Origin of the sequence: Xenorhabdus sp. KJ12.1 (assembly GCF_963876495.1) — a bacterium.
Taxonomy (GTDB): Bacteria; Pseudomonadota; Gammaproteobacteria; order Enterobacterales; family Enterobacteriaceae; genus Xenorhabdus; species Xenorhabdus stockiae.
Map to the genome: position 1 here is coordinate 19,356 of NZ_CAWNQH010000067.1, position 23,840 is coordinate 43,195.

18 protein-coding genes are annotated in these 23,840 nt (G+C 41.1%); 11 read left to right on the top strand and 7 right to left on the bottom strand.

The features are described from left to right. The first annotated feature begins 154 nt into the window (after positions 1 to 154). The 5 genes from AACS92_RS10035 to rpoS all read left to right on the top strand — a co-directional run bounded on the left by AACS92_RS10035 (position 155) and on the right by rpoS (position 4,666). The gene (locus AACS92_RS10035) at positions 155 to 733 is read left to right on the top strand and encodes an AAA family ATPase (protein ID WP_099111074.1); all 579 of its coding nucleotides are present in this window, start codon (positions 155 to 157) and stop codon (positions 731 to 733) included. Positions 734 to 1,010: 277 nt separating this feature from the next. Then, positions 1,011 to 1,775 carry a 5'/3'-nucleotidase SurE gene (gene surE, locus AACS92_RS10040; protein WP_099111075.1) on the top strand — a complete coding sequence of 255 codons (765 nt, stop codon included), beginning with the start codon at positions 1,011 to 1,013 and terminating at the stop codon, positions 1,773 to 1,775. Then, complete coding sequence (locus AACS92_RS10045; protein WP_099111076.1) at positions 1,769 to 2,395, top strand: protein-L-isoaspartate(D-aspartate) O-methyltransferase; 627 nt, start codon at positions 1,769 to 1,771, stop codon at positions 2,393 to 2,395. Before surE ends, AACS92_RS10045 begins: the two co-directional genes overlap by 7 nt. Positions 2,396 to 2,549: 154 nt before the next feature. Next, entirely contained in the window at positions 2,550 to 3,617 is a 1,068-nt protein-coding gene (gene nlpD / locus AACS92_RS10050; RefSeq protein ID WP_099111077.1) for a murein hydrolase activator NlpD, read from the top strand. A gap of 53 nt (positions 3,618 to 3,670) precedes the next feature. Continuing rightward, positions 3,671 to 4,666, top strand: a complete 996-nt coding sequence (rpoS, locus tag AACS92_RS10055; protein WP_099111078.1) for an RNA polymerase sigma factor RpoS — start codon at positions 3,671 to 3,673, stop codon at positions 4,664 to 4,666. An 82-nt stretch (positions 4,667 to 4,748) separates the two neighbouring features. Here the strand turns inward: rpoS and miaE are convergent, their stop codons facing one another. Together miaE and mutS are read right to left on the bottom strand one after the other, a co-directional pair. After that, positions 4,749 to 5,543: a tRNA isopentenyl-2-thiomethyl-A-37 hydroxylase MiaE gene (miaE, locus tag AACS92_RS10060; RefSeq protein WP_099111115.1), complete on the bottom strand. Its 795-nt coding sequence runs from the start codon at positions 5,541 to 5,543 to the stop codon at positions 4,749 to 4,751. An 18-nt stretch (positions 5,544 to 5,561) separates the two neighbouring features. Further along, complete coding sequence (gene mutS / locus AACS92_RS10065; protein WP_099111079.1) at positions 5,562 to 8,123, bottom strand: DNA mismatch repair protein MutS; 2,562 nt, start codon at positions 8,121 to 8,123, stop codon at positions 5,562 to 5,564. A gap of 650 nt (positions 8,124 to 8,773) precedes the next feature. Between mutS and AACS92_RS10070 the strand changes: the two genes are divergently transcribed. Beyond that, on the top strand, positions 8,774 to 11,233 hold the full coding sequence (locus tag AACS92_RS10070) for a TonB-dependent receptor domain-containing protein (RefSeq protein ID WP_193756968.1): 2,460 nt from the start codon (positions 8,774 to 8,776) through the stop codon (positions 11,231 to 11,233). 74 nt (positions 11,234 to 11,307) lie between these two features. On the opposite strand, the gene AACS92_RS10075 is transcribed toward AACS92_RS10070, so the two are convergent. Together AACS92_RS10075 and AACS92_RS10080 are read right to left on the bottom strand one after the other, a co-directional pair. After that, positions 11,308 to 11,670 carry a GFA family protein gene (locus AACS92_RS10075; RefSeq protein ID WP_099111081.1) on the bottom strand — a complete coding sequence of 121 codons (363 nt, stop codon included), beginning with the start codon at positions 11,668 to 11,670 and terminating at the stop codon, positions 11,308 to 11,310. 226 nt (positions 11,671 to 11,896) lie between these two features. Next, positions 11,897 to 12,502: a plasmid pRiA4b ORF-3 family protein gene (locus tag AACS92_RS10080; protein WP_099111082.1), complete on the bottom strand. Its 606-nt coding sequence runs from the start codon at positions 12,500 to 12,502 to the stop codon at positions 11,897 to 11,899. A 184-nt stretch (positions 12,503 to 12,686) separates the two neighbouring features. Between AACS92_RS10080 and map the strand changes: the two genes are divergently transcribed. From map to AACS92_RS10100, 4 genes are all read left to right on the top strand, one after another. Then, positions 12,687 to 13,481: a type I methionyl aminopeptidase gene (gene map, locus AACS92_RS10085; protein WP_099111083.1), complete on the top strand. Its 795-nt coding sequence runs from the start codon at positions 12,687 to 12,689 to the stop codon at positions 13,479 to 13,481. Positions 13,482 to 13,814: 333 nt separating this feature from the next. Beyond that, positions 13,815 to 15,374: a phosphoethanolamine transferase gene (locus AACS92_RS10090; protein ID WP_193756969.1), complete on the top strand. Its 1,560-nt coding sequence runs from the start codon at positions 13,815 to 13,817 to the stop codon at positions 15,372 to 15,374. A gap of 247 nt (positions 15,375 to 15,621) precedes the next feature. Continuing rightward, positions 15,622 to 17,775 carry a carbon starvation CstA family protein gene (locus tag AACS92_RS10095; protein ID WP_099111085.1) on the top strand — a complete coding sequence of 718 codons (2,154 nt, stop codon included), beginning with the start codon at positions 15,622 to 15,624 and terminating at the stop codon, positions 17,773 to 17,775. A gap of 146 nt (positions 17,776 to 17,921) precedes the next feature. Further along, entirely contained in the window at positions 17,922 to 18,125 is a 204-nt protein-coding gene (locus AACS92_RS10100; protein WP_047678653.1) for a YbdD/YjiX family protein, read from the top strand. Positions 18,126 to 18,220: 95 nt separating this feature from the next. Here the strand turns inward: AACS92_RS10100 and AACS92_RS10105 are convergent, their stop codons facing one another. Together AACS92_RS10105 and AACS92_RS10110 are read right to left on the bottom strand one after the other, a co-directional pair. Then, positions 18,221 to 19,474 (bottom strand): NAD(P)/FAD-dependent oxidoreductase, encoded by a 1,254-nt coding sequence (locus tag AACS92_RS10105; RefSeq protein ID WP_099111086.1) that lies wholly within the window; start codon positions 19,472 to 19,474, stop codon positions 18,221 to 18,223. A 128-nt stretch (positions 19,475 to 19,602) separates the two neighbouring features. After that, positions 19,603 to 21,360, bottom strand: a complete 1,758-nt coding sequence (locus AACS92_RS10110) for a flavin monoamine oxidase family protein (RefSeq protein WP_206602255.1) — start codon at positions 21,358 to 21,360, stop codon at positions 19,603 to 19,605. 206 nt (positions 21,361 to 21,566) lie between these two features. On the opposite strand from AACS92_RS10110, the gene yjiA reads away from it, so the two are divergent. Then, positions 21,567 to 22,520, top strand: a complete 954-nt coding sequence (gene yjiA / locus AACS92_RS10115) for a GTPase (RefSeq protein ID WP_099111087.1) — start codon at positions 21,567 to 21,569, stop codon at positions 22,518 to 22,520. Between the two features lie 604 nt (positions 22,521 to 23,124). On the opposite strand, the gene AACS92_RS10120 is transcribed toward yjiA, so the two are convergent. Further along, positions 23,125 to 23,688: a tyrosine-type DNA invertase gene (locus tag AACS92_RS10120; protein ID WP_086955361.1), complete on the bottom strand. Its 564-nt coding sequence runs from the start codon at positions 23,686 to 23,688 to the stop codon at positions 23,125 to 23,127. Positions 23,689 to 23,840 lie beyond the last annotated feature (152 nt).

Genomic DNA, 23,840 nt, shown 5'->3' on the forward strand with positions numbered 1-23,840 from the left:
GAGTGTATTTTACATAATTAATTGGAATTTATGGGCTGTATTATTATTTCACACTCAACGGAATAAAGAAGATTGTGTCTAATTTAGTTAGTGTTGGCCTCAAATGAAAATGCTCTTGTGAGTTAATAACCTTTACACAATGGAAGGTAATTTAATGTATTCATCAAAAATATCCTCATCGGAAAATACTCTTTGCCAAGATAAATCTATTTCTCAGGAAAAAACGACGCAGCAGCAAAAAGCGGTTTTTCACATATTATGTGGAAAAATTGCTTCGGGAAAATCGACCCTCTCTGCAAAGTTATCTCAGCAACCAATGACAATTGTGATGAATGAAGATTATTGGCTATCAACACTTTATGGTAGTGAAATAAAAACAGTGGCCGATTATGTGTGTTATTCAGAAAAACTCAGAAATGCGATGGAGCCTCATTTAATCTCTTTATTGAATGCCGGGATTTCTGTCATTCTTGATTTTCCTGCTAACACGATTGAAAACCGGAAATGGATGAAAAAAATCATTGAGGCAACAGAGGTCGAGAGCTACCTTCATTTTCTTGATGTGCCTGATAGTGTTTGTCTGGCTCGCCTACATCTGCGAAATCAGTCTGGTGAGCACCAATTTTCGGTCACAGAAGAGCAATTTGCGGCCATCACCCGCGCTTTTGTCGCTCCTCAGGAAGAAGAAGGGTTTAATATTGTTCTACATGGTAATAAAGAGATAAATCTCTGAACAAAAGTGAGTGCAACCAACAAAGGTACAACTTAAAAGATGCAGAGTATAAGTATGCTCTTATTTAAGTAAACGGGATGCAAAGCGCTCTACAAAACTGCTTGCGTCATGCTAAGATCAAACGATTTTCTGGCAAACCCTGATGTTGTTTAAGCAGAGATCTTTAAGACGCGAGCAGATATAGCACATAGGGAAAGTTACTGTATTAATCTATGTTTTAACAAATACCATGTTTCAACATTTGCCATTTTTTAAGTAAATTTAATGAGATATTTTAATGCTTCGGATATTGCTGAGTAATGATGATGGTGTTACCGCCCCGGGTATTCAAACGTTAGCGGCCAAATTGCGGGAACAGTATCACGTGCAGGTTGTAGCACCTGATCGTAATCGTAGTGGTGCATCGAATGCTTTAACTCTGGATCGTCCTTTGCGTATCAGCAGGCTGAATAATGGTGATGTTGCAGTTCAGGAAGGTACTCCGACAGATTGTGTTTATCTGGGCGTCAATAAATTAGTCCGTCCACGGCCTGATATCGTCGTTTCAGGCATCAATTGTGGCCCTAATCTGGGGGATGATGTGATTTACTCCGGAACCGTGGCTGCTGCGATGGAAGGGCGTCATCTGGGGTTACCCGCTCTGGCTGTGTCACTGGATGGTGACAAACATTATGAAACAGCGGCGGAAGTCACTGTTCGCTTATTGAATATGTTACAGAAATCGCCATTGAGAGCCGGTAATATTCTGAATATTAATGTCCCTGATGTGCCTATCGAACAAATCAAAGGATTCAAGGTGACACGGTGTGGCTGTCGAAGTGCAGCGGAAGAAGTTTATTCTCTGGAAGACCCTAAAGGCAATATGCTCTACTGGATAGGGCCACCGGGAGAAAAACACGATGCTGGCCCGGAAACCGATTTTGCTGCGGTAGAAGAAGGGTTTGTTTCCATTACTCCTTTGCAGGTAGATTTGACAGCCTATAAAGCACAGGAACTGGTAACTGATTGGCTGTTGAAAGCCGGGGATGTCGGAGAATGTTAAGTCGGTTAATGAAAAACTTGCTGACACAGCTACACCAACAGGGGATTCATAATGAACACCTGCTGGACGTGATATCCAAAGTACCCAGAGAATGCTTTGTCGATGAAGCTCTGGCACATAAGGCATATGAGAATACAGCATTGCCCATCGGACACGGGCAGACTATATCTCAGCCATATATTGTTGCCCGCATGACTGAATTACTGGATTTAACGCCTGAATCTAATGTACTGGAGATTGGGACGGGGTCTGGTTATCAGACTGCGATACTTGCTCATTTAGCCGGACATGTTTTTTCTGTAGAACGGATTAAGGGATTACAGTGGCAGGCTAAACGCAGGTTAAAGCAACTCGATTTACATAATATCTCAACCCGCCATGGAGATGGCTGGAATGGGTGGCCGTCAAAGGGGCCATTTCATGCCATCATCGTCACAGCAGCACCTCCAGAAATACCACAGGCATTGTTACATCAGCTGGCAGATGGCGGCGTGATGGTATTGCCTGTTGGTGAAAGCTCTCAGTCGCTGAAAGTGGTACATCGCTATGGGAACGATTTTCATAGTGAAGTGATCGAATCTGTTCGTTTCGTGCCTCTTATCCAAGGCGAACTGGCATAATCTGCTGATTTATTTTTTTACCGCTATTTTTAAATTAGCAGCCATTTTTTTGAGATAAAAAAAAGTATTTTGCCTTAAATATTTTTATGAATCTTAATTTCTTTATAAATCATAATGCTTGTTGCTTATATTTGCCTTTATGGGGGAATAAGGTATGAAAGTAGGAAACTTAATGAAAAAAATACAGTGGATAATAATCTATACAATTGCAGGCACAATACTGGCTGGTTGTAGTAATACACCAAATCGTCCTGCCCCAATAGTGAGTGTGGATAATCAGGAAAAAAATAGAATAATATCCTCCCGCCCCTCATCGATTTCGACTCCAATGCCATCGTCTCCTCCGGTAATCTCCAAAAATAGCGAAATAGATAAATATTCCACAAATGGTAAATATTCGGCAAATAATGCTGGAAATAATAATTTACAGCATGGAAAAATCGTCTATAACCGAAATTATGGGAGCATTCCGAAAGGGAGCTATAACGGTAAAACTTACACAGTTAAACATGGAGATACTTTATTTTACATTGCCTGGATTACAGGTAAGGATTTTCGTGAACTATCTCACATAAATGGCATTTCAGAACCTTATGGCTTAAATGTCGGCCAAGTCCTGAGAATTGGCAATGTAAACTCCAGGAACGGTGTATTAATAGCATCAAATAGCACACAATCTAAAATTGAGCAGGTTGATTTTCAAAAAGGTAATGCGTATCCTGCAAATAATGACAGGAATAATTCGCAAAAAATGTTGCCAAGGGAAACGATTTCTGATAGTGACGGTGCCCCTTCGAAAGTATCGTCTGCAACAGATTTAAATGCGAGTAAGGCTAGCACGAGTAAGACTATCAATAGTTGGAGATGGCCTGCTGAAGGAAAAGTTCTTGAAGGTTTTTCAGATTCTCAGGGTGGGAATAAGGGCATTGACATTGCGGGTAATCGTGGCCAACCCGTCTTTGCAACCGCCAGTGGGAAAGTTGTTTACGCCGGAAATGCATTACGTGGATATGGAAATCTAATAATAATAAAACATGATGATGACTATCTGAGTGCTTATGCTCATAACGATACTATGCTGGTGCGAGAGCAGCAGGATGTACAGGCAGGGCAGAAAATAGCAACTATGGGTAGCACCGGAACCAGTTCAGTAAGATTGCATTTTGAGATTCGTTACAAGGGAAAATCCGTAAACCCGCTGCGTTATCTTCCGCAGCGATAAACCAGGGCAGGAATCTGAACTCCTGTCCGCATTATCATGGGTAGGAGCAGCTGATGAGCCAAAGTACGCTTAAAGTTAATGAGTTGTATGAAGAGGCGGATTTAGACGAAAATGGCACGGAAGCCGATGACTTTGATGAAGCGTTGCTGAAAGACGAGGATGATTTAACCAGTTTTGATGAAGACTTGGAATTGTTGCAAGGAGTTAACCAACGGGTTCTTGATGCAACCCAACTTTATCTCGGAGAAATTGGTTTTTCTCCTTTGCTGACAGCAGAGGAAGAAGTTCTTTTCGCTAGACGGGCATTGCGGGGAGATATTGCTGCGCGCCAACGCATGATTGAAAGCAACTTGCGGCTGGTAGTCAAAATATCCCGAAGATATAGCAACCGAGGATTGGCGCTTTTGGATTTAATTGAAGAAGGCAACCTTGGTCTTATTCGAGCAGTAGAAAAATTCGATCCTGAAAGAGGTTTTAGATTTTCTACTTATGCCACCTGGTGGATCCGTCAGACAATTGAACGGGCGATTATGAATCAAACTCGTACGATCCGTTTGCCCATTCATATCGTTAAAGAGCTGAATGTTTATTTACGTACTGCAAGAGAGTTAGCTCATAAATTAGATCATGAGCCAAGTGTCGAAGAAATTGCTGAAAAACTGGATAAGCCAGTTGATGATGTAAGCCGTATGATGCGGCTTAATGAACGCATTACTTCAGTCGACACTCCGATTAGCGGGGATTCAGATAAAGCGCTGTTAGATATTTTATCTGATGAAAACGATTCTGGGCCAGAAACAACCATCCAAGATGATGATATGAAGCAAAGTATTGTCAAATGGTTGTTTGAACTCAACGCAAAACAACGTGAAGTTCTGGCTCGTCGTTTTGGCTTGCTTGGTTATGAAGCGGAAACTTTAGAGGATGTAGGACGAGAAATTGGATTAACTAGGGAAAGAGTTCGCCAGATTCAAGTTGAAGGGTTGCGCCGTCTCAGAGACATTCTGCATACCCAAGGATTGAATATCGAATCCTTATTCCGTACTTAGAATTTTACACCTGAGATAAAGGGATAATTAAATTAAAAGGTGGGATAATAAAGCCCACCTTTCTTAATTTATCGGCATACTTTTAATTTACAGGTATACCACTATGGAATTTAAAATCAGAATCGGGTGACTGAATAAGTTCAGCTTCTATTTGACCAAAGTATTTCACTCTTTCTGTAATATCATTTTTAGATATAGATTGAGCCAGTGTTAAATAATCCTGATAATGGCGAGCTTCTGAACGCAGCAGGGAAATATAAAATTTACCCAATTCCTCGTCCAGATGAGGCGCTAATTTAGCAAAACGTTCACAAGAACGCGCCTCAATATATGCCCCAATAATTAATTTATCCACCAGAGTATAAGGCTCATGATTCGTAATATGCTGAAATAGCGATCGAGCATAACGGCTCGCACTGATGCTGTCATAGCTTATTCCTCTGGATTCCATAATCTCCAGCACCTGATAAAAATGATGTAGTTCTTCTTTTATCAGCAACACCATTTTATCAATTAACGACTGGCTGTAAGGGGACTTTTCCCGTGCAGTAATTTGTTTCGTAATTTGGCTTTTGCCCTTTAACGAATGGATGCTGCCGATTTTTTTATAGGCAAAATCCTCATAGGGCTGAAACCATGCCAGCAGCGCATCCGCGCTCGCCGGATCAACAGCATATTTACGGATCAGAAACATTGCGCTCTGCGCTGCTTTTAGTTCACATAAAAGATGATCACGTAGCAAAACCGGAAGGTTCTCCGGCTGCCGTGCTTTCTCAACCCATTGATTCGGGGTTTCACACTGTAAAAATTGATAAATGGGTTCTAACAAGCTGGTATCACCTTTTATGGACAAACCTGCTGTTTTACGCCCTGTCATTTGTAAATCCGTCATGCTTTACACCATGTCTTTTAAACGGTAAATCCATTCCAGTGCCTGACGTGGCGTCAGGGAGTCCGGATTCAGGTTTTCCAGTGCTTCTACTGCCGGGGAGGTTTCTTCCGCCAGTAGTGTCAGCTGTGGTGTATCGACATGACCTGCTGTTGCATTGTTGGAGAGTGACTCCAGCTCTTTTAGTTTCTGGCGTGCCCGTTTGATGACATCACGGGGAACACCGGCCAGTGAGGCAACAGCTAGCCCGTAGCTCTTGCTGGCTGCTCCATCCTGCACATTATGCATAAAGGCGATGGTATCGCCGTGTTCAACCGCATCCAGATGGATATTGACCACTCCTTCCAATTTTTCAGGCAATGTCGTCAATTCAAAATAGTGGGTGGCGAATAACGTCATCGCTTTAATGCGGTTAGCCAGATTTTCAGCACAGGCCCACGCGAGAGAAAGGCCATCGTAAGTTGATGTGCCACGACCGATTTCGTCCATCAACACCAGACTGTGTTCTGTCGCATTATGCAGAATATTAGCCGTTTCAGTCATTTCTACCATGAAGGTCGAACGCCCGGATGCCAAATCATCGGATGCACCCACGCGGGTAAAAATACGGTCTACAGGCCCAATCACCGCTTTTTCTGCCGGGACAAAACTACCAATATATGCCAGCAAAGTAATTAAAGCGGCCTGACGCATATAAGTACTTTTCCCGCCCATATTCGGCCCAGTAATAATTAACAGGCGACGTTGTGAAGAGAGGGTTAACGGGTTAGAGATAAAAGGTTCGCTGAGAACCTGTTCAACAACCGGATGACGGCCTCCCGTGATTTGGATGCCGGTTCTGTCTGTTAATGTCGGACAGGTATAGTTCAGTGTTTCAGCTCGTTCGGCCAGATTTGCCAGCACATCCAGTTCTGAAAGTGCTTCAGCGCTGGTTTGTAGAGCTGCCAGATGAGGGAGTAACAAGTCGAACAGCTCTTCATACAGAGCTTTCTCAATGGCGAGAGCCTTGCCTTTGGAAGTCAGAACCTTATCTTCATACTCTTTTAATTCAGGAATAATATAGCGCTCTGCATTTTTCAGAGTCTGGCGGCGGACATAGTGAATTGGCACAAGGTGACTTTGTCCACGACTGACCTGAATATAGTAACCATGCACTGCATTGAAGCCGACTTTCAGGGTATCAATACCGAGTTTTTCACGTTCACGGATTTCCAGTTTGTCGAGATAATCACTGGCACCATCAGCCAATGCCCGCCATTCATCCAGTTCAGCATTATAACCGGGTGCTATGACACCGCCATCACGCACCAGAACAGGCGGGGTTTCGACTACCGCGTTTTCCAGCAGTTGCTGTAACTCGTCAAAACGACCAATACGTTGTTGTAATGCCTGAATATACGGAGAGTCAGAAGAATCCATGATCTGATGGATATCTGGCAATTGCTGGAAAGCGTGGCGCATTCTTGCCAAATCACGAGGGCGGGCAGAGCGGAGAGCAAGACGGGCCAGCACACGTTCTAAATCGCCAACCTGACGCAAGAACGGTTGTAGCTCAAAGCCTATCTCCTGAAGCGCAGAAATAGCCTGCTGGCGATTTTCCAGTATATCACGATTGCGGATTGGAGTATGGAGCCAGCGTTTCAACATACGGCTGCCCATAGGCGTCACACACTGATCGAGCACAGAGGCAAGGGTGTTTTCAGTGCTTCCAGACAGGTTCTGAGTCAATTCAAGATTACGGCGGGTAGCGGCATCCATGATGACCGTCTCTTGCTGGCTTTCCATTGTGATATTGCGGATATGAGGCAGAGCCGTGCGCTGAGTGTCTTTGACATATTGCAGCAGACAGCCTGCCGCCCGCAGTGCCTGTGGAGCCTTTTCGACCCCAAAGCCGATAAGATCACGGGTACCAAATTGCAGATTTAGCTGCTGCTTTGCCGTATCCAGTTCAAATTCCCACATAGGGCGACGACGCAGGCCGTGATAGCGTTCGATCAACCCCATGTGCTCAAAGGCTTCAGGATAGAGTAATTCAGCCGGACGGGTGCGCTGGAGTTCAGCAGCAATTGTATCTTCATCAGCCATTTCAGAAACACGGAAACGACCGGAAGTGATATCCAGAGTAGCGTAGCCAAACCCCTGACTGTCATGCCAGATAGCCGCCAGAAGGTTATCCTGACGTTCTTGCAGCAATGCTTCATCAGTGACCGTCCCCGGAGTCACAATACGTACAACTTTACGCTCAACAGGGCCTTTGCTGGTGGCAGGATCGCCAACCTGTTCACAGATTGCCGCAGATTCACCCAGTTGAACCAGTTTTGCCAGATAGTTTTCAATTGCATGATAAGGAACTCCAGCCATTGGGATTGGCTGGCCTGCGGACTGCCCACGTTTGGTCAGAGAAATATCCAGTAACTTTGCTGCCTTTTTCGCATCGTCATAGAACAACTCATAAAAATCTCCCATGCGATAAAGCAGCAAAATATCAGGGTGTTGCGCTTTCAGGCGCAGATACTGCTGCATCATGGGAGTGTGGGTGCTTACATCCTTTGCTGGAGATTCTTTCATGTTGATTTGATTCAATTTTATTGTTCCTGTTGACTCGGTTGGGCTATCGACACTCAGTCAACCCATCTAAATGACAAAACCTAAATATAATCAGCTAAGGATAGAACGCTAGTGAACCTCTGCTGGGCGAAAACACTATCTTATCACTGATAATCTGTGCGATTCATCTGTGGATTCGATGGCTGATATTAAGAGGAAGAGTCATACGGTAGGTTATCAGGATTGCAATCGGGAATGTATCGGATTTTTTGACTATTAAATGGGATTGCGAAGCGGCTCGATTTAAATATTTTCCCTGATGTATCGATGTTGGTCATTTTTGATTCAGTGGTGCTGGAAAGATAAATTATCCAGTAATGATAATTGTTATTGTTTGCATTTGTTTTTGGTATTAATTATCATTACTGTCCTTATAAGAACGATACAAATATACCAGCAGCACACAACAAATGAGTATACCTATTATTTTTCGACCTAATCCTCCGCGTTTGGGCGGCTTTTCATTATTATTTTTGGTTGGATCGTTTTTACTCATTGGTTGTCTATATTTCGCTGATTCTGGTGCTCATCAGTTACTTCCTACCCCAATTAAATTCAAATTGAATTAATTATCACACTGAACTAATAGCCATAACATGGAAGCATTAAAAGTGGAATCATCAACAAACTCGTTCAGCTCCCCACTGAACCTGAGAACAGGGATTTTATTAGCACTACTGGGAAACACAGTTTTTCCATCTTACGCAGCAGACACTGATAAAACATCGAAAACCGCGCCAGAAAATCCTCATAAGCCAGAAACCGTGGTACTTAAAGAGCTTAAAGTTTCCGGATTCAGTGAAGCACAGCTAAACGCTGATTTACCTTATATGACCCCCGGTTCCAGTACTCATATTTCAGCGGAGCAGGTAGAACAGCGCCGTGGTACATCCGTGGGTGATTTTCTGAAGGGAACGCCGGGTGTACTGAATAGTGAGAACCGTAACTCTGGTGCGCTGGATGTCAATATCCGTGGGATGCAGGGACAGGGAAGAACACCGGTTATTGTTGATGGAGCCATGCAGGAGACAACGATTTACCGTGGTTATTCAGGAGTTGCCGGACGCACATATATAGATCCGGATTTGATTAGTTCGGTAGATATTGAGAAAGGCCCGAGTACAGGGGCTGACGCTAATGGAGCCATTGGCGGAGTGGTCAGGGTAAGTACGCTTAATGTGAATGATGTTGTTTTACACGGCCAGACATTCGGTGTGAGAATGACTGGTGGGTTTAATAATAACAGTACAAGGCCTCCGGAAGTGGGTACGGTTGGTGGTTATCCGAGAACCCCTAATTATTTTACTAGAAAGCTTTATGAAACCTATGATGAATCTGACGGGATGGATCGGCATGGCGGACTCCGGCCAACGGGGGGAAATGGTAGTATTGCATTAGGGTTTAAAAGTGAATATCTGGATATGGTTGCTGCTTTTGCTCGCCGACAAAATGGTAACTATTATGCGGGTAAAAGAGGTAAAAATGCGCCTCAACCCTATTTTTCCTCATCCGAAAGACTTACTCCTTACAGAATGAGTGAGGAAGTACTGAATACCTCAATGGATAATATTTCTCATCTGTTGAAAGGAAAGCTGAAGTTTGGTGAAGGTCAAGCCCTTGAACTGGCTAGAAACGAATATATCAGCCGCTATGGTGAAATAATGCCATCATCAATAGTGCGTTTCGGTGCGCCTTATGAAGGTTTTATGAATAAAATTAATGTTACTTCATATACGGCACAATATCGTTTTAAGCCAGAAGGTAATTATCTGGTCGATTTAAAAGCTAATGCATTTTATAACCAAGCTGTGAGCCATATTAATAGCTCAAGCCCTTTATCAGGAATAACAGTAGACCGTACTTATAGTCAGACAGATAAATGGGGAGTAGGTATTAATAATACATCAGAGATCCTGTTTCCTTATGGGGATCTTTCGTTTACCTATGGCGCATCTTACACGTATGAAACTACTGGTTATCCGAAGAATGAGACCTATGACGTGCTTAAGAGCGGTTCTTTTAGGGAAGGATGGCGTAATGATTATAATATTTTTGCTAATGCCGAATGGAAGCCTCTCGATTGGCTGACCCTTGATGGTGGTTTGCGTTATTCATATTTCAAATCCCATGATAATAATCCTATATTCCCAAAATTCGATTATGTGGATGGGAAAATGATCCCCCTATCTCACAAGGTTACCTACGGAGAGGGATTAGAACGTACTGCCGGTGGTTGGTCTCCGATTATCAATATGACCCTTGAGCCTTTAGAAGGTCTTCAATTCTATGGCAAGTATGGCTCTGCTATCCGGTTACCAAGCCTGTTTGAAACAACTAAAGGCTGGTCTCAGACTCCGAATACAAACCTCCTGTTATCACCTGAACGTTCCCTGTCATGGGAAGTCGGGATCAATGTATTGAAGAATGATCTGTTGATGGATGGCGATAAATTCCGTACTAAACTGAGCTATTTTGATACACAAGTTAAAGATTATCTGACCAGAATAAACAACGCAAAACGTGGTCAGTATGAGACTCAGCTTACAATGATCAATGTTGATAGAGCGGAGTGGCGTGGTTTAGAGCTTTCATCAAGTTATGATGTGGGTTTTGCTTACGCTGAATTAGGCTGGTCATATTACACACACACGCTATTTTGTTTAACACCAGAACAGGCAAGCATTAATCCTAAAATGCGCTGTAATCCGGGGGGGATTCCGGACAGTTACGTTGTGAACCATATCCAGCCGAAGAATAGTTATACAGTGACATTAGGCGGACGTGCTTTTGATCAGGATTTGGATATGGGAGCTACGCTAAGTTACTTTGGTAGCCGACCTAGTGTAGGGCTGAGTGATGTTAAAGGGCAGCGTTCAAGTGTGTTGGTTCACGTTGAATGGGAACCTTACACAACCGTTGACCTGTTTGTGAAATATAAAGTTAATAAAAACATCCGGATTCAGGCAGGTATTGATAACGTGACTGATGTCTATTACCTCGATCCGTTAGCAATGGGATTAATGCCGGGACCGGGACGTACTTTCAGAACGAATGTGACTGTTAAGTTTTAATTACAATCGTTGTGAACACCTGACTGAAATGCCTATTCTTGGACGGAGTAGGCATTTTCTTTTCTGTATTATTTTCATTTCGGTTGTGAAGGCGGGTAAGAATGTGACAACGGGGTTAATTCTTCTGATTCATGATTATCAAAATTTCCCAGAATTAATCCAATCGTCGGGCCATCATCAATCGCACCTAATGAACTACCACAATGATTACAAAATGCCCGGCTGGAATAATCAGAGGATCGATATAAAGAAGGAAAGCCACCCTTTCCAATCCATCGCACTGAATCTTTCGGAAATTCAACCCAGCAGAGTGTCAATGCTCCGGAATGTTTCTGACACATCGTACATGAACAGGTATGGGGATTATTAGGCGTTCCTGCCGCAATGAATCGAATATTGCCGCATAAACATCCACCACGATATTCAGATATATCCATAATCCTTTCCCATAAAAAATAAATAGCTTCATACACAATTAATAAAAGACGCTTGCTATTTTATTCACCGGGATAAATAGCAAAGGCCCTTTATATACACTTCGTCTTTCAAGCTGCCTCTTTGTTGGCTGCGCTCGCTCACCCCAGTCACATAGTTATCTATGCTCCCGGGGATTCTCTCTCTTGTCGCCGCGATGCATTTTGAAATCCATTGTGTATAAGTAATTCACCCGAACAAAGACAGATAACGATCTCTCGACCAGCGATAATATAAGGCCAGCATATTATTGACTTCCTCGGGATAAAATTTTTCAGGTAAAAATGCTTCACCGGGGGAAATTTCAGTTTCACCATGTATCCATTCAAACATTTCCTGATATTCTTCATGGGCTGGATCTTTAAGAATATTAAGTAGATCCCTATAACCATAGACTCCGCCACAATCTTCCGGAGGGCAGGCTTGTTCTCCTTCGAGGCAGAATATCGGCATGGGTAATTCTTCCGGTGAATAGTTACTGTTTTCCAACAAGATTTCATGTTCCCATGAGTCACCAAAATCATAAAGATAAATGAATTTACTTCCTTTGCGTTTGATGAGTGAATCCAGTTTGAATTTCCCTTCCTCATGACCTTCTTCTGGTGCTTCAGGCCTTTCGGTAAAACGTTTAGAATCCAAAATAAATTCATGTAAATGACTATCTTCCCAGCCCATTACAACTTGAATGACATCATGTAATCTATCCAATGAAATATTGGATGGAACAATGAAGCGACGCCATATAGCGGGTTTTGTTTCTGTAAGTGTAATTTTTAACTGATAGAACTTTTTCATTTATTACCCTTAATGACTTGAATAATTGACAAAGAAATATGTTGAGTTCAATAAGGCTTCATTACAGTATGAATTTCCTATAGTGATAATGCGAACAAATTTTAATAAATAGCTTGAGTTATTCACTTATGCAAGGGCATGATTAATAGAAGCCCCTATTTACTGAAAAAATAAGAGAAAATTAATGGCAGATAGTACTGGCGTATTGATTAAAAATTCAGAAGAAATAAAACGAATGGAAATTGCGGGACATATGACAGGGCAGGTTCTTGAAGCTGTTCGTCAGATTATTGTCCCCGGAGTGACGACATTAGAAATAGATGCGTTTTGTCATAATTATATCGTTAATACACTGAGAGCTATTCCTGGTAGTCTGGGGCAATATGGTTTTCCCCATACAGTTAATACATCAGTTAATCATGTCGTTTGTCATGGCTGGCCATCCGATAAGAAATTAAAAAATGGTGATATTGTTAATGTGGATGTGACAGTAAAAAAAGAGGGATACTATGGCGATAGCAGCGTCACGTTTTGTGTCGGAGAAGTTCCCTCACATGCCAGACGGCTGGTGGATATCACACAAGAGTGTCTGTATAAGGCGATCAGGATTGTAAAGCCGGGTATCACATTAGGTGATATCGGGCAGACAATACAGCAGCATGCTGAGGCGAATAATTATAGTGTTGTCCGTGAATACTGTGGTCATGGTATCGGAAGTAGTATGCATGAAGAACCTCAGGTTCTGCATTACGGGAGAGCGGGTGAAGGAATTGTACTGGAAGAAGGCATGACATTCACGATTGAGCCAATGATCAATCAGGGGAAAAAAGAGGTTAAGCTGCATAAAGATGGCTGGACTGTTACAACGAAAGATCGCCGCTTATCAGCTCAGTTTGAGCATACTATTCTGGTTACGCATGATGGTTTCAGGGTTCTGACCTTACGGGATGAGGAACGGGAGATGTTTGAGCGCAGCTAGCTTCCCGGTTTTGTACTCAATTGATAGATACAGTTCGTCTTTCAAGTTGCTTCTTTGTTGGCTACGCTCGCTCACTTCAGTTATATAGCTATCTCTGCTCCTGGGGGGGAGTTCCCTTGCTGCCGCGATGTATCTTGAAATTCACTGTGTATAGTTATCTTTTTTTGTGATTTTAAGCAGGCTGTTTTTTGTTTTCTAATAGTCTGCTATGACGTAGTATTATCAGAAATTAAAGTCTATTGTTTAGTATAGCCATCATTTTTCTGGGTTTATAAACAATAAAGGAACTGACTTACAGCAATATTTATGGTTATAAGGAATACCGATAATATTATGTCCTCACTTTATAAAAATAAAAATATTTTTTATTTAATCTCTCTTTTTCTACTGGTATTACTGATTCATAATTGCTTGGGATATCAGCTAAAATTAATATATGTTTTTAGTGCTTTCGCATTCTTTTTATTTCTTGCTTCCAGTAATAAATGTTTATATGTCGTACTGATCTCTTTGTTTTCCATTGTCGGAATATTATACGCACCGCTTGGTCTCAACTACGGTTTTCCGGATATTAACGCTGTCGGTTCAGTGCTTTATACCAACCGGAATGAAACACTGGAATATATCAGTGGGTTTCCTGTATCAACTTATTTGACTGTGTTTGCTATTTTTATTCTGATGTTGTGCTCGGTAAAATTAAATGCCGCTTTTTCAGCAAAAGGTAAGAAGTGGTTATTGGCACTGTTTTTTATTTCTGCGTTTTGGTCACCTGTTAAGGGATATGTGAAGTCGGGTTTTGTGGATAGTTATGGACTTCTGAATACCAGTTTACCTGAAATTCGCTTTTTTAAAGACGCCTACCAAAGTTATGTGAAGGTTATGTCTGAAAATAACCGGTTTGCCAGCGTTATCAAATATCAGGATGACTGGCAGCCTACAGTTACAGAAGATAAGTACGATACCTATATTATGGTTATTGGCGAGAGCGTCCGTCGGGATTTTTTAGGGGGATATGGATTCCCTGATAACAATACGCCCTGGTTGGATAAAACGAATGGAACAATATTCACTAACTATATTTCTGCTGCACCATCCACTCAGCTTTCATTGACGAACTCACTGGCAATTCGTCAGGAAAATCAGATCAAGCTGAATAACAGTATCATGACACTGGCAAATAAGGCTGGTTTTGAAACTCACTGGATTTCCAATCAAGGTATGAAAGGCGGGTTTGATTCCCCTTCTGCAATGATAGGCCAGCAGGCCATGCACTCTATTTTTCTGAAAGAGGGAAGTTCAGATGATAGGAGCTACATGCCGGATGAAAATTTATTACCCCATATCCGTAATGCCCTGAAACAGGGTCACAAAAAGAGATTGATTGCCATTCATTTGATGGGCTCACATCCACAGGCTTGTGCCAGAACTAATAATAAATACAGCCACTATCTTCACTCCAAAGATATCTCCTGTTATGTACAAAGCATCCATAATACGGACAGTTTATTGGCTGAAATTGAGAATATCGCCAGACACAACCAGCTGAACTGGACGATGCTCTATTTTGCTGACCATGGTTTGTCTTTTGTGCGCAAAGGAACGGATAAAGAGAATCTGAACCATAGTGATGCCAATAAACAGAATTATCAGGTGCCTTTCGTCATTACTGGCTATGACTACAACGTTAAAACCAGAATCGATGCTTACCGCAGCGGATTTCATCTTTTACCTATGCTATCCACGTGGCTGGGGATTGAAGAACCTCGGTTATCTTCTGAATGTGACTGGTTCTCTGAGCAGCAATGCGGCGATCAACACACTGTCATGTCATTTGATGGTAAGTATGCTGACTTTAACAGCCTGAAAGATGATGCCATTGATTTTGGTTTGTAGACGATAAGTATATTCACGAAGCATTTACTTTAAAGTCACTGTAAAACCACTGATAGAAGGATTCTGACCGCTTAATGTGTTATTTCACCGTTAGCGCAGATCCTTCCCATCCCGGCGGAAGAAGTTTCGTATCATAGTACAGTGTGGCGAGTAGTATCGCTTCCTGCGGTAGTCGGATAACTGGCGTACAGAAGCGGAGAAATGAAAGGGTAACTTGCTGTTCGTCTTACCTTAAAAAGGGTGTTTTATGAACAATAATAAATTTTTAAAACATATCCCCTGGATGATACTGGGGATAATTGGGGCATTTTGCCTCGGAGTTGTTGCACTACGTCGGGGAGAACATGTTAGTGCTTTATGGATAGTTGTTGCTTCGGTGGCAGTTTATCTGGTTGCTTATCGCTATTACAGCCTTTATATCGCCACTAAGGTGATGAAGCTGGATGCAACACGGGCAACACCGGCGGTTGTTAATAATGATGGCCTCAATTATGTGCCAACCAACAAAAATGTCCTGTTTGGTCACCACTTTGCTGCTATTGCGGGAGCCGGGCCGTTAGTCGGGCCAGTGCTGGCGGCACAGGTTGGCTATCTGCCGGGAACTTTGTGGCTGCTGGCGGGGGGCGTTCTTGCCGGTGCCGTACAGGACTTTATGGTTCTGTTCATGTCTTCCCGCCGTAATGGAACATCACTGGGAGAGATCGTTAAAGAAGAGCTGGGGCGGGTTCCGGGAACAATCGCCCTGTTCGGTTGCTTCCTGATTATGATCATTATCCTGGCAGTACTGGCACTGATAGTGGTGAAAGCACTGGCAGAAAGTCCGTGGGGAGTATTTACCGTTTGTTCCACCGTTCCCATTGCTCTGTTCATGGGCATTTATATGCGGTATATCCGCCCGGGACGAGTGGGGGAAGTTTCCGTTATTGGTATTCTGCTGCTGATTGCTGCGATATGGTTTGGTGGTGTTGTCGCTGCTGATCCTTATTGGGGACCGGCTTTAACTTTCAAAGATACCACCATTACTTATGCATTGATTGGCTATGCCTTTATCTCTGCCTTGCTGCCTGTTTGGCTGATTTTGGCACCACGCGATTATCTGGCAACTTTCCTGAAAATCGGTGTGATTGTTGGTCTGGCGGTTGGTATTGTGATCCTCAACCCTGACCTGAAAATGCCGGCTGTAACACAATTTGTTGATGGTACAGGCCCTGTCTGGAAAGGCACGTTATTCCCATTCTTATTTATTACGATCGCCTGTGGTGCTGTATCTGGTTTTCATGCCCTGATTTCTTCTGGTACGACGCCTAAGTTACTGGCAAACGAAAAGGATGCCCGATTCATTGGTTATGGTGCAATGCTGATGGAATCATTTGTTGCGATCATGGCTTTAGTTGCTGCATCCATCATCGAGCCGGGGCTTTATTTCGCCATGAATACGCCGCCGTCTGCACTGGGTATTACCATGCCGGATTTGCATAATCTGGGAACATCTGAAGCGCCTGTGATTATGGCAGCTTTGCAGGATGTCACCACTCAGGCAGCCGCCACGGTAAGTTCATGGGGATTTGTGATTTCACCTGACCAAATCCTGCAAACGGCAAAAGACATAGGTGAACCTTCGGTTCTGAACCGAGCCGGTGGTGCACCGACTCTGGCGGTAGGTATTGCTCATGTATTCCATCAGATCATTCCGGCCGCAGATATGGGCTTCTGGTATCACTTTGGTATTTTGTTTGAAGCGTTGTTCATTCTGACTGCTCTGGACGCAGGGACACGTTCCGGCCGTTTTATGTTGCAGGACTTATTGGGCAATTTCGTTCCATCGCTGAAAAAAACGGATTCCCTGATTGCCAGTATAATTGGTACAGCGGGCTGTGTGGGAATGTGGGGCTACCTGTTGTATCAAGGCGTTGTCGATCCGCTGGGCGGTGTTAAGAGCCTGTGGCCACTCTTTGGCATTTCGAACCAGATGCTGGCAGCTGTTGCACTCGTGTTGGGTACTGTTGTACTGATCAAAATGAAACGTACTAAGTACATTTGGGTAACGGTTGTACCGGCTATTTGGTTGTTGATTTGTACTACATGGGCGTTGGGGCTGAAATTATTCAGTGATAACCCTAAACTGGAAGGCTTCTTATTTCTGGCGAAGGAATATAAGCAACGTATTGCGGAAGGCGGAGCAGATCTGACCGCTCAGCAGATCAATGATATGAGCCATATTGTTGTGAACAACTATACGAATGCTGGCCTGAGCATTTTGTTCCTTATTGTGGTCTATAGCATCATTATTTATGGTATCAAAACTGCGATAAACGCGAATAAAAACCCAGAACGTACAGATAAAGAAACGCCTTATGTTCCTGTTCCGGAAGGTGGAGTAAAAGTTTCTTCTACGCACTGATGCTAATACTTAAGCCATAGAGTGGCTTTGGCAATCACAATACCCCACATGATAGGTTTTGTATTATGTGGGGTATTTCTTTAAGGTATAGTTTTAAGGTATAGCATTAAGGAAATCACTTTTGAGAACAGTTATGGGAGAGTGTTATGTTTGGTAATCTTGGCCGTGCCGGAAAATATTTAGGGCAGGCAGCCCGGATGCTGGTGGGAGTGCCTGACTATGATACTTATGTACAGCATATGAAGGATAACCATCCTGACCAACCTTATATGACTTATGAAGAATTCTTCCGTGAACGCCAGAATGCACGTTATGGTGGTGATGGGAAAGGGGGAATGCGTTGTTGTTAGCGAGTGTAGATGGTACAAACCTGAGGCGCGTCGTCACCTTATTTTTATCAAAAAGTGTTGATTGCGCCTCAGGCTAAGTCAGGTAAACCTGGCAGCTAAGCTGGCTTAATAATATTTTTCCTGTCTATCCTGAATGGATAGATATTAAAAGAAGTACTTCCTTTTAATGCAAGATCGGCGCAGGCTTTGCCAAATAATGGGGCAAATTTAAATGACCAGCCACCTAATGATAAGATAATATTTTTGTATTGGTCATATTGTTGAGGTATAAAATCCAGGACGGCTGTATTATCAGGTAAATCAGCATGCAATGCTCTAGCCATATCAATGGGGGTTGTATCTACTCCTCTCATATATTTGTTGGCAAAATCCCGGGTTATATCAATATCTAATTCCTTTGGTGCAAAACACCTATCTTCCACATGATCATAAGTATACGAAGCCCAATCTACCGCCAGACGGATAAAGCCTTTTCTTGCAAAGTCATAACTAGGAAAGCCATAGAACAGGTTGCTGTAACCATTTTTAGGATTCTCAAATTGAAAAAACATTGGATAGTTTTTTTCTGGAATTTCTCCGGTGAGTTTATAATATGAAAAGCACATATCCCAAATAATATAATTTATTCTTATTCCTACTGAGTCAGGTAATATTTGATTGGTGAAAGCATTAGAAGTCATCACTACTTTATCAGATTTATAGCTGCCATTGTTTGTTATAATCGAAACGCCATCTTGGCGGCTGGTTATTTTACAGACTTTTGTTTCCTCAGTAACGGTAACATTATTTGACTCTTTCAAGTATTGACCAAGTTTTTTGATAATATTTTTGACATCAATGGTTGCATTATCAGGGCTATATAAACCCATATAATTATCTGGCAGATTTTTGAAAGGATACTTACTTTCCAGTTCATCTTTGGTAATTATTTCATATTTTTTATTGAGTTCTTTTAATACTCTTACTGGCCCGAATAGAGTGCCTTGTGGTGTATCACCTGTGGCGATACCAAAATTGAGTAACCCATTCATATACATGAATTTAGAATCCAGCTCTTTTTCTAAATCATGATACATTTCTCCGGCTTTGAAAGATAATTTAGCATGTTCAAGATCATCATACACGGTTCTCCACATTCTGACATGTCCTGCTGAGCTTGAGTCTTGTGTTCCGATAGTATTCCTTTCTATCAGCAGTATATTCTTACCAGACTTAGCGGCATAATAAGCCGTGCACAATCCAATAATTCCTCCACCGACTACACAGATATCATATTTTTTATTATGAATGTATTTATTTTCATGATCTGATAATGGTGATTCCATTTTAATAACGTCATATCGATTCATCTATATTCTCCAATTTTATTTATTGTTAAAATTTAATTTTATTAACTATAAAACCAGACACAGATTGCACGCCAAACACGATTGAGACTAAATAGTGTTCTATATTGAAATTCATTGCATATAGATAATTATCGCCCTAAATAATATTCTTTATCTAACCACTCAGGCCAATTAAGACGAAATATTTCTTGTAATAATTTTTCCGTGACACAAAATGCTCCTTCAGTCCAGCCTTGATCCCCTGAATAAGCTTCTCCGATAATATGCACTGATTCATTTTTTATTGGATGCCTCATAAAAGGCATGACTTCGTCAACTGATACTCCGACTTTCCATGCATGATATCCACCACCATATGGATCCTTAGACCAGTCTTGAATTCGGGCAATATAAGGAGGAGGAATATCAATACCATGTAGCTCTTTAACCTGATTCATTGCTTCTTCGACCAGGTGTTTAGATACAGGCTCTCCGGGTAAAGGCGATTCTTTCAATTTTTCTTTTGATACTATACGAGTTTCACAAGGTTCATAGATAGAGTCTTTATCTTTTATTTGTATCAGTGCTTTCCAAAATGTTACAGCCCGCATATCGTTATAGCTTGATAGGAATAATGAATGTGAATTTTTATCGTCTGTGCCGAAATAGTAGCATTGGCGAATAGCTAAATCAGTAATTGATGCACCGGATTTGGTGTTAAATTGTTTATTCCACCACGGGTATTCAAATCCCATCAATAATTTTAATGATGGTTCAGGAATGACCGTATCAATATTCTTATTTAATTTTGGTTGTGAATGTTTATCAAAGAAAAAATTGTACTGATCCAGAAGATTAAGGGATTGTTTTGGCATTGCCAGAATAATAGTGTCAGTGTGTACTGTCCAATAAGTCTGGCTATTTTCATTTCTGAATTTTAATGAATAACGACGATTTCCGCCATTATTATGTTGAAAAGTTATTAAAGTGTTTTTTAACCATAGCTTAGCACCATTTTGGTCTGTATAGGCTTTTGCTAAAGCATAAGCTAATTGATCATATCCATTTTTAATAGTTCTATATTCTATATCAGTTTGTGTAAAATCACCTACCATATAAGACATTGATTCAGCAGCATTCCAGTTTATGGTGTTTGAGTAATATCCTCCTGCATCAGATAAGAAATTATATCCTTCCTGACCGACTTGATCTTTAATTAAATTCCAGAATCCGATGTCTTTGACTTTCATTTGATCATAGGGGCTTCCTTTTTTAATATAAGTTATATTCTTTTTGATGATATCCCACTGCCGTAGACTGATTTTAAATTTGTAATCATATTTACTTGTTTTTTCAACAAGATTACCATAGTTCTTCTTAAACCAAGGGTCTGCAACTAAAACGTCATATATAATCTTATTAAATAGCTGTGATGCACTATATCCTTGAATATCATCATTAAGAAAGTATCGTATTTTAAATTTTTTATCATTTTTCTGCATCTTAGACCATATATCCGCCCTGAATCGCTGACCTCGTAAATAGAAAAAATTATTTGGTGAGTCACTTTCTGGAAAGGGAGCGTGATCTAATTTAAAAATATTTTCAATCAATGAAGTGGTGATTTTTTGTGATGTTAAATAACGCATTCCTCCTAACTCACCAATAATATCCATTCCGGGTAAGTTAACAGAGAGTAACCTTCCTCCTATCGTATGATTTAAATCAAAAATATGTACATTTGTAGGAGAATAGGTGTTGTCAGAATAATCTCCACTTAACAAACGATATCCTGTATATAAACCAGATACACCCGCACCAACAATAGCAATATCAATTGATAGTTCTTCCTGAGTCCCGGTACTATGAGGAATTTGATCCATCTCAATTCTTTTGTTTATTTTCATGGTCCATCTCCATTAATATAAATAGTATTCTGCTGGAGTTGTTTTTTAATACAAGTCTGGGAAGAGAAGTGATTTTTATCAGTATGGTATTATTTTTCTAGAATTGGAGTAACTGGATTAATCTGATTGTTCAAATCGTGTATTATTATTGATCTCAGATTTGAATTTTTTTAAAACAAACAATTTTTATAGTAATGCAGGAAAAAATGAAACCTATATCAGTGACCATCCTTACAGGATTTTTAGGATCAGGGAAAACGACATTATTACAGCATATTCTCAATGCTGAACATGGTTATAAAATTGCTGTCATAGAAAATGAATTTGGTGAAGTACCTATTGATAATGAACTTATCGGAGATAGAGCAACACAAATTAAAACACTAAGCAATGGTTGTATCTGTTGTAGTCGCTCGAATGAGCTGGAAGATACTTTACTTGATTTATTAGATGGTATTGATAACGGGCAGTTTGTTTTTGATCGCCTGATTATTGAGTGTACAGGGATGGCAGATCCCGGCCCAATCACTCAGACTTTCTTTTCTCACGAGGTTTTGTGTCAGCGTTTTTTACTGGATGGCATTATTACACTGGTGGATGCGGTTCATGCAGAGCAGCAGCTTGATGATTTTTCCATTGCACAATCACAAGTAGGATATGCTGATAGGCTTTTGTTGACGAAAACGGATGTTGCTCCTGAGAATGACGCATTAATCGGGCGATTGCAGAAGATCAATGCCAGAGCACCGATCCATAAGATCGTACATGGTGAGGCTGACTTAGGTCTGCTTTTTGATCTGGAAGGCTTTATTCTGAATGATCAACTGACTATTACACAGCCTGTTTTTCGTTTTATCCCTCAGCACCAAAATAGTGTTCAGTCGATAGTTGTTACTCTGAACCATTCAGTGGAATTAACGAAAGTTTCAAATTTGATGGAAGAATTGTTACTGAGTTTTGCTGATAATTTACTGCGTTATAAAGGTATTCTTGCCATTCAGGAAGAATCGCGCAGGTTATTGTTTCAGGGAGTACAGCGTTTGTACAGTGCAGACTGGGATCGTGAATGGCGTGATGATGAACAGCGTCAAAGTGTGTTGGTTTTTATTGGAGTAGATCTGCCAGAGCAGAAAATCAGGGAAAAATTTGCACAACTATAGTTAGTCATTTTTTAATAACAAGATATCTGTTTCACTGAACTTGAAAAATGAAGGGAATATTCCCTTCATTTTTTAAGCTGCCTCTTTACTGATGAAATCACTTCATTGCAGTAAGATGCTGGGTAATGCATTTTTCTATATCTACCTTTCAGTTGCTGTATTACTGGCTGCAACCTGAAATTCATAATGTATATTATTAAGAATAGGTAGAAATTTTTTGCCACATATTTAAATAGAAATTTATATTATAAATTCTAACCTGGAGTTTAAGTTTTATAAAAACAGTAAGTACTGATTTAACAAATAAAAAACAATAAAGACAAATATTATACATAAATCAGATTTATCATACGTTAAGGTTCATATTTGTATTATGATGAATTCACCTGTTTTTTTATCTGCAATCTCCACAGAAGAAGTAGTGGAGATCGTCGCAATAACAGATCATGTTATACACTTCGTCTTTCAAGTTGCCTCTTTGTTGGCCGCGCTCGCTCACCCCTGTCACATAGTTATCTATGCTCCTAGGGGTGAACTCCCTTGCCGCTGCGATGCATCTTGAATTCCATTGTGTATAGTGAATACAGGGAAAATAGATGGAAATTCACTTAGAGTGTGTTTCCCAAATGTTAGAAAAGCGTTTTACATTACTGGCTGTGTAAATCACTGTATGTGAAATATTACGGTGCCCCAGATAATCCTGAATTAAACGTGTATCACGGCCGAGATCGGCAAGTGCGTAACCACAGGCATGTCTTAGCATATGAGGGTGTGGAGAAACACTGACCGCAGCCTGCTTGCCATAACGCTTCAGTAACCCATAAACTTGTTGCCGTGAAACCGCTCCCGATTTTTGGGAGAGGAAAACCCATGGAGAATCCGCTTCTCGCCATTTTTGGCGTACATCCAACCATTTTTTTAGTGCTTCAATTTCTTCCGGGATTAGTGGATGTGTTGTTGACAGACCACCTTTTAATCGTCTGATATGAATAATAGCTGAATTTAAATCGAGATCGGATAAACATAAATTACACAGCTCACTGACCCTGAAGCCATGAATAAAACACATCAATAACATGCAATAATCTCGTTCTGCATGACGTCCTTGTTTTGTTTCTGCCAAAATTGCATCTATTTCGTATCGGGTTAAAAATTTACGTTGCTTCATGAAATTATCATTCCTATTACATCAGTTCGATCAGCTATAAATAACGGGGATATTTAAACTAATCGAATACAACAAGCTATTGGAGCTTTTCCACATGATTGGATAAATACCAGGTTAATATAATTAGAAAACAGACAATGAAGAAATTTGCT